This is a genomic window from Mesorhizobium sp. C089B, from assembly GCF_030323125.1.
Taxonomy (GTDB): Bacteria; Pseudomonadota; Alphaproteobacteria; order Rhizobiales; family Rhizobiaceae; genus Mesorhizobium.
On the sequence record NZ_CP100469.1, the window covers coordinates 4,944,366 to 4,957,817 of the forward strand.

Annotated in this window: 11 protein-coding genes; 4 read left to right on the forward strand and 7 right to left on the reverse strand. The window is 63.6% G+C overall.

All coding sequences use genetic code 11. From position 1 onward, the window contains the following. The first annotated feature begins 113 nt into the window (after positions 1-113). The 3 genes from NLY44_RS24505 (at position 114) to gyrB (ending at position 6,007) form a co-directional block, all read left to right on the forward strand. On the forward strand, positions 114-683 hold the full coding sequence (locus NLY44_RS24505) for an NADPH-dependent FMN reductase (protein ID WP_023683526.1): 570 nt from the start codon (positions 114-116) through the stop codon (positions 681-683). A 76-nt stretch (positions 684-759) separates the two neighbouring features. Then, positions 760-3,390, forward strand: a complete 2,631-nt coding sequence (locus tag NLY44_RS24510) for a caspase family protein (RefSeq protein WP_023683525.1) — start codon at positions 760-762, stop codon at positions 3,388-3,390. A 145-nt stretch (positions 3,391-3,535) separates the two neighbouring features. Continuing rightward, positions 3,536-6,007, forward strand: a complete 2,472-nt coding sequence (gene gyrB / locus NLY44_RS24515; RefSeq protein ID WP_023671333.1) for a DNA topoisomerase (ATP-hydrolyzing) subunit B — start codon at positions 3,536-3,538, stop codon at positions 6,005-6,007. Positions 6,008-6,043: 36 nt separating this feature from the next. Here the strand turns inward: gyrB and NLY44_RS24520 are convergent, their stop codons facing one another. After that, positions 6,044-7,489, reverse strand: a complete 1,446-nt coding sequence (locus NLY44_RS24520; protein WP_023703663.1) for a hypothetical protein — start codon at positions 7,487-7,489, stop codon at positions 6,044-6,046. A gap of 331 nt (positions 7,490-7,820) precedes the next feature. Between NLY44_RS24520 and NLY44_RS24525 the strand changes: the two genes are divergently transcribed. Beyond that, complete coding sequence (locus tag NLY44_RS24525) at positions 7,821-8,738, forward strand: membrane protein (RefSeq protein ID WP_023700421.1); 918 nt, start codon at positions 7,821-7,823, stop codon at positions 8,736-8,738. Positions 8,739-8,829: 91 nt separating this feature from the next. Here NLY44_RS24525 and NLY44_RS24530 read toward each other — a convergent pair whose 3' ends face one another. The 6 genes from NLY44_RS24530 to NLY44_RS24555 form a co-directional block, all read right to left on the reverse strand. Next, positions 8,830-10,227, reverse strand: coding sequence for an NAD(P)(+) transhydrogenase (Re/Si-specific) subunit beta (locus tag NLY44_RS24530; RefSeq protein ID WP_023671337.1), 1,398 nt, complete (start codon positions 10,225-10,227; stop codon positions 8,830-8,832). A 6-nt stretch (positions 10,228-10,233) separates the two neighbouring features. Beyond that, on the reverse strand, positions 10,234-10,659 hold the full coding sequence (locus NLY44_RS24535; RefSeq protein WP_032885960.1) for a proton-translocating transhydrogenase family protein: 426 nt from the start codon (positions 10,657-10,659) through the stop codon (positions 10,234-10,236). Continuing rightward, complete coding sequence (locus NLY44_RS24540; RefSeq protein WP_023806225.1) at positions 10,659-11,936, reverse strand: Re/Si-specific NAD(P)(+) transhydrogenase subunit alpha; 1,278 nt, start codon at positions 11,934-11,936, stop codon at positions 10,659-10,661. The genes NLY44_RS24535 and NLY44_RS24540 overlap by 1 nt, the downstream gene beginning before the upstream one ends. A gap of 101 nt (positions 11,937-12,037) precedes the next feature. Next, positions 12,038-12,262, reverse strand: coding sequence for an aa3-type cytochrome c oxidase subunit IV (locus NLY44_RS24545; protein WP_023671340.1), 225 nt, complete (start codon positions 12,260-12,262; stop codon positions 12,038-12,040). 164 nt (positions 12,263-12,426) lie between these two features. Then, on the reverse strand, positions 12,427-12,576 hold the full coding sequence (locus NLY44_RS24550; protein ID WP_023671341.1) for a DUF3096 domain-containing protein: 150 nt from the start codon (positions 12,574-12,576) through the stop codon (positions 12,427-12,429). Between the two features lie 99 nt (positions 12,577-12,675). Beyond that, the gene (locus NLY44_RS24555; protein ID WP_023683521.1) at positions 12,676-13,446 is read right to left on the reverse strand and encodes an N-acyl amino acid synthase FeeM domain-containing protein; all 771 of its coding nucleotides are present in this window, start codon (positions 13,444-13,446) and stop codon (positions 12,676-12,678) included. Positions 13,447-13,452: the final 6 nt, after the last annotated feature.

Here is a 13,452-nt window from a genome sequence, read left to right on the forward strand (position 1 = left end):
GTGTGTTCATCGGATCGTGACCGCCGGTGAAACGGTTGCGGCTTGTCCGGTTGGACACTCTGCCATAGGTGACAGTTACCAACAGCTACTGCCAATCGCCCAGGAGAGTCCGCTTGAAGCACAAGCTGAACATCATAATCGGCAGCACGCGGCCGGGCCGCGCCGGGCCGGTCTTCGCCCACTGGCTGGAGGATTTTGCCCGCGAGCACGGCAAATTCGAACCGGTGCTGACCGACATTGCCACGTTCCATCTGCCGGTTCTGGACGAGCCGCATCACCCCAGGCTCGGCAATTACCAGAACGACCACACCAAAGCCTGGTCGAAGGTCATTGATGCCGCCGACGCCTTCGTGTTCGTGGCGCCGGAGTACAATTATTTCGTGGCGCCTGCGATCGTCAACGCCATCGACTACCTTGCGCGCGAATGGAAATACAAGCCAGCCGCCATCTTCAGCTATGGCGGCATTTCCGGAGGCCTGCGCGCCGCGCAGGCGCTGAAGCCGCTGCTGACCGCGGTGGGCGTCATGCCCATCTCGGAAGGCGTCGCGCTGCCGATGTATCAGAAACTGCTGGAGAGCGACGGCTCCTTCCAGGCTAGTGAGCAGGTAGAGGGTGGGACCAAGACCATGCTGGACGAGCTCTCGCGCTGGAGCGGGGCGCTGAAGCCGATGCGGGCTACGTAACGCAGCCGGCCCCGGCTTGCTCATGCCATAAAGAGGTGGAATGGTCGGCAGGTGACTGAGCCGGGGGCGGTTCGATTTGCGCCTGTTGTTTGCCTTGCTGTTGATGCTTGCGACCACCGCCACAGCGGTGGCGGAGCGGCGCGTGGCGTTGGTCATTGCCGAGGACGACTACCGGCTGGTGCGGCCGCTGGCCAATCCTGTCAATGACGGCGAGGTGATGGAAGTGGCGCTGAAGAAGCTCGGCTTCGAGGTCGTGGTCGAGACCAATCGTGATCTCAGGCGCATGCGCCGGGCTCTCGACGATTTTCGCGAGGACGCCATGGGCGCCGACGTGGCGCTGGTGTATTTCTCCGGCCATGGCGTCGAAATCTCCGGCGACAACCGTCTTCTGCCGGTCGATGCCGATGCCTCCTCGCTCGACCAGCTGGAGAAGACCAGCCTGCCGTTGGAGGAAGTGCGCGATGCGGTTGCCGCCACGGCGAAGGTCGGGCTGATCGTGCTCGACGCCTGCCGCAGCGATCCGTTCACAGGCGGCAACGGCGACGGGCGTGGCGCCACATCGCTGATCAAGGACCTGGTGGACAAGATCAAGCCGGGCCTCGGACGCGTCGGCAAGGCGGAAAACATCCTGTTCGCCTTTTCGGCGGCGCCCGGCGAGACGGCTGCCGACGGTACCGGTGCGAATTCGCCCTTTACAGCGGCGCTGATCAAATACCTCGGCACCGACGGGCTCGAAATCCGCTCGGTGCTGACGCTGGTGCAGCAGGAGGTCTACGACCTTTCGCGCGGAAAACAGCTGCCCTACGTCGAGAGCGGGCTGCCGAAGCTGTTCTTCGCCTCGGCGGCCAAGGAACAACTGCCGGAGCGCGAGCGGCTGTTGCTTGCCATGGCCGATGTGACGCCGGAAATGCGCGGCGCGGTCGAACGGGTCGCCAGCGATGCCGACATGCCGCTGGCGCCGCTCTATGGCGCGCTGATCAGTTCCGACACCAGCCATCTCTCCGGCGAAAGCCTGGACGCCAAGCTGCGCGAGGCGGCCGACGCCTTCGTCAAGGTGCGCGGCGAGATGAAGACGCTGGCCGCCGACGACCCGCAGGTGACCGAACTGCGCCGCCAGGCCGAGGAACAGTTGGCGCTCGGCGCTTTCGATGGTGCACGCGTGATCCTCGCCAAGGCCGCCGACGTCGACAATGTCTCGCGCCAGGCGTTGAAGGCCAATTTCGTCAGCCGCACCCTGTCCGAAGCCGCGACGCGATTTCTCTCGGGCGGCGCGGCGCGTGCCACCCTGGACTATGCAACCGCCATCAAGGACTATGAAACGGTGCTGGCGCTCTATGGCGAAGCCGGGCAGACCTCGCTCAGCCTGGAACAGGCCGACCGCCAAAGCCGCACGCTGGAAGAGCTCGGCATCCTCTACACAACGGTCGGCAACACCGACGCCGCCGGCCGCGCCTTTGCGGCGCTGGTCGCCAATCTTGAGCAGCGAGCGCGCCAGGAAACCGATCCGAGCGTCAAGCGCGACCTCGCCATCGGCCATATCAAGTTCGCCAACATCAAGATGGCGCAAGGCGATCTGCCGGCCTCCCTGCAAAACTATGAGGCGGCCAGGGACATGTTGCAGGGCCTGACCACAGACGTGCCGGACAAGAAGGACTGGCTCGGCGATCTCGCCATGGCCAATGACAAGATCGGCAATGTGCTGGCCACGCAAGGCGACCTGGGTGCGGCAGCCCAGGCCTACCAGCAAAGCCTGTCCATCAAGCAGCAATTGGCCGATGCCGAGCCGAACAGCGTCTATCTGCTGCGCGACCTGACCATTACCTACGACGAAATCGGCGGTCTTGCCCGTACCGCCGGCCAGCTGGATGGCGCCCAGACTGCATTCGAAGAGAGCCTGAGAATTCGGCTGGCGCTGGCGCAGAACAACCCCGACGACCCCAGGCATCAGCGCGCCGTCTCCGTCAGCTACACCAGGATCGGCGACGTCCTGCGCGAGCGTGGCGACGCTGCGGGCGCGCTCGACGCCTACAACAAGAGCCAAATAATCGCCGAAGCGCTGGTGCGCCGCGACTCAAACGACACCGATTTGAAGCGCGACCTGTCGGTCGGTTACGCCAAGATCGGCAATGCTTACGGCGACCAGAAGGACTGGCCATTCGCGTTGGAGGCCTACCAGCAGGCGCTGGCCACGGCGCGAGACCTTGCCGCCAGCGACCCAGGCAACACCGATTGGCAGCGCGACCTGTCGGTCTGTCTGGAAAAAATTGCCGGCGTGTTTGATGCCCAGGGCGATATCGCCGGTGCTTTGCAGAACTACCAGGACAGTCTCGTCATTGCCGACCGGTTGGCAAATCTCGACCCGGGCAATTCCGACTGGCAGCGCGACCTGTCGATCACGTTCGAGGAAATAGGCCTGCTGGAGACCAAGCAGCGCCACTATGAGGGCTCGAAGAAGGCCTTCGAAGCCAGCCTGGCCATCCGCCAGCGGTTGGCCCTGTCCGATCCGGACAATGCGATCTGGCAATTCGATCTGGTACAGGCCTATATCAACTATGCCTATGTGGCGAAGAATCCGAAGGCTGTGTTGTCGCAGGCGCTAGACCTGACGCTGGAGCTTGACCGCACAGGCAAACTGGCGCCGAGGGACAAACCCACGATCAAATATCTGCGCCGTCTTCTGGCCAAATTGAAAGCCGCGAAAAAATAGCCGGCTGCCAGCTCGGGATTCAGCCCTGAAATGCCCGCAAACCTTGGAAAAACCGCCTTTTGCGCCTATATCTAGGACATCAAAGCGGCGTGATTCGAAGCCATTTTTTCGCGCTGAGCATGCGGCATCAATCAGACAGGTTTTCATGAGCGATCAAAGCGACAACGCCAACGGCGCTGAGGCCGAATACGGCGCCGATTCCATCAAGGTTTTGAAGGGGTTGGACGCTGTCCGCAAGCGGCCGGGCATGTATATCGGCGACACCGACGACGGCTCGGGCCTGCATCACATGGTCTATGAGGTGGTCGACAACGCCATCGACGAGGCGCTGGCCGGCCATGCCGATCTGGTCACGGTGACGCTCAATCCCGACGGTTCGGTCACCGTTATCGACAATGGCCGCGGGATTCCGACCGATATTCACACTGGCGAAGGCATTTCGGCGGCCGAAGTGATCATGACGCAGCTGCATGCCGGCGGCAAATTCGACCAGAATTCCTACAAGGTGTCTGGCGGCCTGCACGGCGTCGGCGTCTCCGTGGTCAACGCGTTGTCGGCCTGGCTGAAGCTGAAAATCCGCCGCAACGGCCAGATTTTCGAGATGAGCTTCACGCATGGCAATGCCGATGCGCCGCTCAAGGCGACCGGCAGCTATGAGCAGAACAAGCAGCCCGGCACCTATGAGGGCCGCAGCGGTTCCGAGATCACCTTCTTTCCGTCGTCCGAAACCTTCACCATGGTCGAGTTCGACTTCGGCACGCTGGAGCACCGGCTGCGCGAGCTCGCCTTCCTGAATTCCGGCGTGCGCATCATTTTGACCGATGCCCGCCATGCCGATCTCGTGCGCCACGAGTTGCACTATGATGGCGGCCTGGAAGAGTTCGTCAAATATCTCGACCGGGTCAAGAAACCGCTGATCGACAAGCCGATCGCCATCAAGGCCGAGCGCGACGGCATCACCGTCGAAGTGGCGATGTGGTGGAACGACAGCTACCACGAGAACGTGCTGGCCTTCACCAACAACATCCCGCAGCGCGATGGCGGCACCCATCTGGCCGGCTTCCGTGGCGCGCTGACGCGCCAGATCACCGGCTATGGCGAATCGTCGGGCCTGACCAAGAAGGAAAAGGTGGCGCTGATCGGCGACGACTGCCGCGAAGGCCTGACGGCGGTGCTGTCGGTCAAGGTTCCCGACCCGAAATTCTCCTCCCAGACCAAGGACAAGCTGGTCTCGTCGGAAGTCCGCCCGGTGGTCGAAGGCCTGGTCAACGAGGCGCTTGGCACCTGGCTGGAAGAACACCCGACCGAGGGCAAGGTGGTCATCGACAAGGTGATCCAGGCGGCCGCGGCGCGCGAAGCCGCGCGCAAGGCCCGAGACATCACCCGCAAAAGCTCGCTCGGCGTCACCTCTCTGCCTGGCAAGCTTGCCGACTGCCAGGAACGCGACCCGGCGAAATCCGAAATCTTCATCGTCGAGGGTGACTCGGCCGGCGGCTCTGCCAAGGGCGGCCGTTCGCGCCAGAACCAGGCAATCCTGCCGTTGCGCGGCAAGATACTCAATGTCGAGCGGGCGCGCTTCGACCGCATGCTCGGCTCCGAGATGATCGGCACGCTGATCACCGCGCTCGGCACCTCGATCGGCAAGGACGAGTTTAACGCCGACAAATTGCGCTACCACAAGATCATCCTGATGACCGACGCCGACGTCGACGGCGCCCATATCAGGACCTTGCTGCTCACCTTCTTCTTCCGCCAGATGCCGGAGCTGATCGAGCGCGGCCATCTCTACATCGCCCAGCCGCCGCTCTACAAAGTGACGCGCGGAAAAAGCTCGCAATACATCAAGGACGAGAGCGCCTTCGAGGAGTTCCTGATCGGCTCCGGGCTGGAGGAGGCGTCGCTGACGCTTGCCTCCGGCGAGGCGCGGGCCGGACAGGATCTGCGCGGCTCGATCGATGATGCACTGGCCGTGCGCCAGCTCATCAACGGGCTGCACACGCGCTACAACAGGGGCGTGGTCGAACAGGCGGCGATCGCCGGCGCGCTCAACGCCGATGTGCTAAACGACCTCGGCCGCGCCAATGCCATGGCCGAACGCGTCGCCCAGCGCCTTGACATCATTGCCGAGGACACCGAGCGCGGCTGGACCGGCCGGCTGTCGACCTCCAATGAAGGCGTCGGCGGCTATGTGTTCGAACGCACGGTGCGCAGCGTCAAGGAATTCGCGCAGCTCGATGCCGGGCTGATAAATTCGGCCGACGCACGCCAGCTCGACCGCTATGCCCCGCGCCTCATGGAAGTCTATGGCGAGCCGCCGGTGCTGCGCCGCAAGGATGTCTCCGAAACCATTTCGGGGCCGCTGGCGCTGCTCAACGCGGTGTTTGCGACCGGCCGCAAGGGCCTGACCATGCAGCGCTACAAGGGCCTCGGCGAGATGAATGCCGAGCAGCTCTGGGAAACCACGCTCGACCCGAATGTGCGTTCGCTGCTGCAGGTCAAGGTCAATGACGCCACCGATGCGGATTCGCTGTTTTCGCGGCTGATGGGCGACGAGGTCGAACCGCGGCGCGAATTCATCCAGGACAACGCGCTGTCAGTTGCCAATCTGGACATTTGAGGGCTGGGGGCCTTGCCGCCGGAGCTCCACTCCGGGTCAGGCCTTTGGCTCCAGCTTCCGACCAAGGTCCACCGCGTCGCGCAGCACTTGCAGATGCGAGCGCGGCGCGGTGCCCGCCGGCAGGGCGATTTCGACGCCGTTTGCCGTCGATGACCAATAAAGCGTGTGGGTGAAGATACGGCCAAGTGAGCTGCGAAGCTCGATCTGGATGTTCTCCACACCGGGGCCGAAGTTTTCCGTCATCGGACCGGAAATCGGATCGCCTGTCGCCCAGCCATTGCCGCGGTCGTAGACGTTCGTCCAGCGCGTTGCCGCAAACACCGCGCCATGATGCACCGCGCGCTGCGCCTTGCCTTGGCTGTGTCCTTCCCGGTAAAGCACGGTGCCGCCGGGGCGCCCGTCATCGGCAATCGGCGGGCAAGCCGAGAACAGGCGCTCGGCAAGGCCACGCCTGAATTCCGCGAGATTGTAGGTCACCAGGAATTCGCTGTGGGAGAGCGGACTGCCAAGCGTGACGAAATCGCTGATCTTCCAGGGCAGCGGGTGGTCGGCGTCCTTGGTCCGAAGCTGCTGGTAGAGCGCCCATTGACCGCGCCGGAATCCGGCGAGGTCTTCAAGGTTCTTTGGCCACGCTGACCCATCAGAGCCGAGCGTTGCCTTGTCGACGGCCTCGACCGCCGCCAGTTTGGCCTTGTCGCGGACCGCTTCCAGCCTTCGCGGCCGGAACTCGGCCCACAGGATCTGCAGCAAATCATAGGCGATGATCGACCCAAGGCTGTGCGAGACCAGCACGATGCGGTCGTAAGCATCGTCCTTCATCAGCGTCTTGAGCAACGTCAGGCCTCTGTCGCGGATCAGCGCACGCTTCTCGATCGTCGCCGCCTCGGCGCGCACATAAGCGGCGACGTCACCGAAATAGGGCAGGGCGAACTGATCCACCGCCCAGATGACAAAAGAAGCGAGGGTGGTGATCATCAGGCCGGTCGTCAAGGTAACGGCCTGTTGCCAGACCGATGTTGCCAGCACGAGTGCTGCGCCCAGAATGACGATAACGATCAGAAGTGTGGCGACGTAAAGCTTGCGGGCGTCGAGCGGAATGTCGGCGGGCTTGCGCCACAACAGGTTCGTCACCCAGGCGGCCAGCCGGCCGCGCGTCGTGCCTTGCGTGATGTCGGCCCAATAAAGCTCGTAGAAATCGGTACGGCGGCCATCGACGTCGTAGGGCGTGGTGATGCGGCGCAGCTCGTGTGACTTGGTCCGGCTGTCGGGCGTGATCCAGCTCTGGTTGATCGTGGCGCCGGAAACGGCCGGATCGGGAATCTGGGCGTAGGGTGGAGCACGGGTGGGATCGCTGCTCCAGACCGCCTGGACGAATCCCCTCAGCGTACCCATCGGCCGCTGCTCGCCCATGCCGTGCACGATCACCACCGCCTGGCCGGGCTGCGCCTTTTTGTAAGCCAGCGATGCGACAGTCTTGGGCATCAGCGTCTCCGTTGACGACATCCGACGGCGGGATCGCTCATGCTACCCCCGGCTCACCGAGCCAACAATACACGGCAGCCCATGTGGAACTCCGTGAACCAATCCACAGTTTCGCAGTTGTGCCTCGGGCCGCGCGGAAAATAGTTCCGTTCCCGGCAAGCAAATCATTTCATTGCCCTTCGGAACGGAAATCGCTCAGGAACATTGTGACGACATCGATCAATTTCTCGCAGGGAGGCTCTTTATGGGACGCGGTATTTTGCTCTGGTTGCTCGGTATTCCGATCCCGATCATCATTCTCATCATGCTGTTCGTACGGTAGGAGGCGTCGATGCAGTCCACCGTATCGGCTGTCGACGTATCCGCCTCAACGGAATCCTCCGCCCCGGCCGTCAGCTGGGGTCCGATCATCGCCGGCGCCTTCGCGGCCTCGACGCTGACCTTCATCCTCATGCTGCTCGGTTCGGGGCTGGGGCTGACCATGGTCTCGCCGTGGTCCGGCGCCAGTGCCTCGCTGACCACCTTCGCGGTGTCCGGCGCCATCTGGCTCATCATCGTGCAATGGCTGTCCTCCGGGGTCGGTGGCTATCTTGCCGGACGCCTGCGCACCAAATGGGTCGGCATCCACACCGACGAGGTCTATTTCCGTGACACCGCGCACGGCCTCCTCGCCTGGGCGCTGGCGACATTGCTGGTCGTCGGCATTCTCGGGTCGGCGCTGTCGGCAGTGCTTGGTTCAGGCGTGCAGGCGGCTTCTACTGTTGCCTCAGGCGCCGCCATGGGTGCTTCGGCCGGCGCGTCCGCCAATGCCGGCAGCGCACCGGCCGACAATGCAACGTCCTATCTCGTGGATACGCTGTTCCGTCCGGCTGATGCCGCCAGGCTCGCGGCGGCCAATCCGGACAGCGATGCGGCTGCGGCCGGGCAGGCTTCGCGCATCCTCATCGCCAGTGCGGCGGCAGGCGAAGTTTCGGCTGACGACAAGACCTATCTGTCGCAGCTGGTCGCCGCCCGCACCGGGCTTTCCGAGGCCGACGCCAAGGCGCGTGTCGACGCCCTGGTGGCCAGGGTCGAGGACGCCAAGGTCAAGGCAAAGCAGGCCGCCGACGCCGCGCGGAAAGGCAGCGCCACCTTCGCCCTGCTTGGCGCCCTGTCGCTGGTTATCGGCGCCTTCATCGCCAGCGCTGCGGCAGCCCTGGGCGGCAGGCAGCGCGACGACGAGGAAGCGGTTTTCCTGACCAGCCGCTGAACCGGTCTTCAACATCAAAAAGCCCGGTCGAACCGGGCTTTTTTGTTTCCGATGATGGACCGACAACCTTCCAGTGGAAGGTTGCGGCGGCTTAGTGATCCATGGCCTTGACGATTTCCTCGGTCATCTTCTTGGCGTCGCCGAGCAGCATCATGGTGCCGTCCTTGTAGAACAGCGTGTTGTCGATGCCGGCGTAGCCCGAGCCGAGCGAGCGCTTGACGAACAGGCAGGTGCGGGCCTTGTCGACGTCGAGGATCGGCATACCGTAGATCGGCGACGACTTGTCGTCGCGGGCGGACGGATTGGTGACGTCATTGGCGCCGATGACATAGGCGACATCGGCCTGCGCGAACTCGGAGTTGATGTCTTCCAGTTCGAACACTTCGTCATAGGGAACATTGGCTTCGGCGAGCAGCACGTTCATGTGGCCGGGCATGCGGCCGGCCACGGGGTGGATGGCGTATTTGACATCCACGCCATTGGCCTTGAGCTTGTCGGCCATTTCGCGCAGCGCGTGCTGGGCCTGGGCGACCGCCATGCCGTAGCCCGGCACGATGATGACCTTCTGTGCGTTCATCATCAGATAGGCAGCGTCGTCGGCCGAGCCCTGCTTGACCGTGCGTTCGATGCCGTCATCGGCAACCGCCGCGGTCTCGCCGCCGAAGCCGCCGAGGATGACCGAGATGAACGACCGGTTCATGCCCTTGCACATGATGTAGGACAGGATGGCGCCGGACGAGCCGACCAGCGCGCCGGTGATGATCAACGCCAGATTGCCAAGCGTGAAGCCGAGTGCCGCGGCGGCCCAGCCGGAATAGGAATTCAGCATCGAGACGACGACCGGCATGTCGGCGCCGCCGATCGGGATGATCAAGAGGACGCCGAGCGCCAGCGAAGCCGCGACGATCAGCCAGAACACCAGCTTGGCCTCGGTGGTGACCAGAAGCACGATCAGCACGATCAGCGCGATGCCGAGGACCGCGTTGATGATGTGACGGCCGCCGATCATGATCGGCTTGCCCGACATGCGGCCATCGAGCTTGAGGAAGGCGATGACGGAGCCGGTGAAGGTGATGGCGCCGATGGCAACGCCAAGGCTCATCTCGATCAACGCCTGGGCGTGGATGTCGCCATTCGTGCCGATGCCGAAACTTTCCGGCGCGTAGATGGCGGCTGCCGCTACCATGACGGCGGCAAGGCCGACCAGCGAGTGGAAGGCGGCGACCAGCTGCGGCATCGAAGTCATGGCGATGCGGCGCGCTGTAACGGCGCCGACGCCGCCGCCGATGGCCAGACCAAGCACGATCAGGCCGAAGCGCCCGGCGGACGGAGTCGCCAGCGCCAGCGTGGTGGCAATGGCAATGCCCATGCCGATCATGCCGTAGAGATTGCCTTGGCGGCTGGTGGTCGGATGCGACAGGCCGCGCAGCGCCATGATGAACAGGACGCCGGAGACCAGGTAGAGGAAGGACGCGAAGTTGGCGTTCATGGCTCTCTACCGGTCCTTCTTCTTGTACATGGCCAGCATGCGCTGGGTGACCAGGAAGCCGCCAAAGATGTTGACCGAGACCAGCATCAGCGCGACGAAGCCGAAGCCGGTGGCAATGCCGGAGGCCGAGATGCCGACGGCCAGCAGCGCGCCGACGACGATGACCGAGGAGATGGCGTTGGTGACCGCCATCAGCGGCGTGTGCAGCGCCGGCGTCACCGACCAGACGACGTAGTATCCGACGAAGATCGCAAGTACGAAGATGGCGAAGCGGAAGACGAAGGGATCGATGGCGCCGCCGGACAGTGCGTGCGCGGCATCGCCCGCCGCATCGGCGCCACCGGGCGCGTTGGCCAGGTTCTGCACAGCCAGCCGGACGGCGGCACTTGCCTGGTCGAGCTGATCGAGGGCTTTCTGCAAGGTCTGATCCATCACGCGATCCCCTTCGGCTTGGCGGCGGACTTGCCGGCAGTGGCTTTGTCGGACGCCTTTTTCGGTGCAGCCTTCTTCGGCGTGGCATCAGCCACCATGGTCTCGGCCGGAATGGCCGCCGGTTCGACATGGGGCTGTTCCGCCGCCTTGGCGAAGGCTGGATGCACCACGCGGCCAGCGTCGGTCAGCATCGTCGCCTTGACCAGATCGTCTTCGCGGTTGATGGCGAGCGTCTTGCTGGTCTTGTCGACCAGCGTCTCGAGGAAGGCGAACAGGTTCCTGGCGTAGAGCAGCGAGGCCGATGCGGCGACGCGGCCGGGCACGTTGAGGTGGCCGACGATTTTCACGCCATTGGCCGTGGTCACCACCTGGCCTGCAACTGCGCCTTCGACATTGCCGCCGCGCTCGACGGCGAGGTCGACGATCACCGAGCCCGGCTTCATCGAGGCGACCATCGCCGCCGACACCAGCTTCGGCGCCGGACGGCCGGGGATCAGCGCCGTGGTGATGACGATGTCCTGCTTGGCGATGTGCTCAGCGGTGAGCGCTGCCTGCTTGGCCTGGTACTCCTTCGACATTTCCTTGGCGTAGCCGCCGGCGGTCTCGGCCGCCTTGAACTCCTCGTCCTCGACGGCGAGGAACTTTGCGCCGAGCGACGCCACCTGTTCCTTGGCGGCGGGACGAACGTCGGTGGCGGTGACGACGGCGCCGAGACGGCGCGCAGTGGCGATCGCCTGCAGGCCGGCAACGCCGACGCCCATGATGAAGATCTTCGCCGCCGGCACGGTGCCGGCCGCCGTCATCATCATCGGCAGCGCGCGGTCATACTCCGATGCGCCGTCGATCACGGCCTGGTAGCCGGCGAGATTGGCCTGCGACGACAGCACGTCCATCGACTGGGCGCGGGTGATGCGCGGCATGAATTCCATCGAGAAGGCGGTGACCCCAGCCTCGGCAAGCGCCGCGACCGCGGCATCATTGCCGTAGGGATCCATGATGGCGATGACCGCCGCACCCGATTTGTAGCCCTTCAGCTCGGCGTCGGTCGGCCGGCGCACCTTCAGCACCACATCCGCCCGGCTCGCATCCGAAGCCTTGCCGATCGCGGCGCCCGCCTTGGCGAACTCCTCATCGGGAATGCGCGACCTGGTGCCGGCGCCCGTCTCGACGGTGACGTCGAAGCCCAGCGCCGCCAGCCGCTTCACGGTATCGGGCGAGGCCGCGACACGAGGCTCGCTGGCATCGAGCTCGCGAGGGATGAAAACCGTCTGTCCCACCGCATGATCCTTTCGGCTGGAACCTGTTTGCGCAAGAGTGCGGCTTTGCGAAAGAGTGCGGCCGGATGTCCGGCTACGCCCCTGGCAAGGGTCTGAAGAGACTATCGGAGAATGAAGGCGCCGAGGGCGAGGATCAGCACGAACAGGATGGTCGCGGAGAAGAAGCCGCCTGCGAAGAAGCCGAAAGCCATGGCCAGGAGCAGGGCGCCGCAGAACAGCGAGCCGTATTTGGCCAGCGCCAGAAAGCCATGATAGGTGCGGTCATGTTCGGCATAGTCCATCTTCGCGCCCAGTTCGACAGGACCGGTCGGCGTGTGATCAGCCATAGGAATACCCCTTCGAAGACATCTTTGAGGCACATAGCGAAAAGCCGGGCCAAGAGCAATGGCGCTATTGCCGCACGACCAGTGACAACAGCCTCAAAGGAATGTTGAAAGCCGGCGATAGGGCTTGTCGCCGGCCTAACGTCGAACGTTGAGGGTTTTGCGTTTCAACCGGCTAGATGCGGAAACAGCCCGAGCAGCCCAATGACGATCAGATAGAGCGCGACGATGTAGTTGAGCAGCCGCGGCATCACCAGGATCAGCACGCCGGCAATCAGCGAGATCAGCGGGGTCAGTGCTAGCTCGGGAATATGCATGTCGGTTCCTTTCTATGGCCGCGTCGGCGTCGTCCAGAACGCGGAAGCGGCGGGAAAGCTCCAGAGTTCGCGTGCCAAATTACGCAGGCTTCAGTGGTGTCAGGCGGCTTCGCGGAAAAACTTGGCGGTGGGCAGGATGGTTAGCGGTGCGAGTTCGCCGCTCTTGGGGCGTTGGAAGAGCATGCGCTGCTCGAACGCCGTGGAGTTGAAGAACGGGAAGCGATCCAGCGTCGCCTGCATGTTTTCGGAGCACTTCGACTGGAACAGATGCACGGGAACGGTGAGACCGGGATAGATGCGCGGGGGCACCGCCTGCTCGGAACGGAAGATGCGATGATAGAAGCCGGCATGCTCTTCCTTGACCGCCGTCAGGCAATATGTCGGTTTGAAGTGGCTGCAAGCTACGACCGCAAGCCTGAGCGTCACGTAGGGCAGCACGCGCAGGCTGGTCGACCACTCGATATCGGCAGCGAAACGGCTTGGATCGACGAACGTCTCGCCAACTGCCAGCCGCCGCGCCAGCGTGTCGCCGAACACGGCGGTGCTGGGGGAAACAGGGTATTTCGCGCAGGCGTAGTGGATTCTGATGGTGCTGACCAGAACACCATCGAAGAACACGCCAAATCGGTAGGAATTGCGCAGATCGTCGAAGTCGTCCTTTACCATACGCGAGGCATCGGGCTTCACCATGCCAGCATGAAGGTAGGATTTGTAGCGAAGTCGATAGATGGCTTCCAAATCCTCGGCACCGTCGCAAAGGCGATACTCGACGTGCTCCAGGACGTCCATGATATGACGAGAAAACACCGAAGGAGACTGAGCGGTGGCCCTAGAAGCCACCAGAGGCATACCTGCTAGCTGAGTTTCCATTGTTAC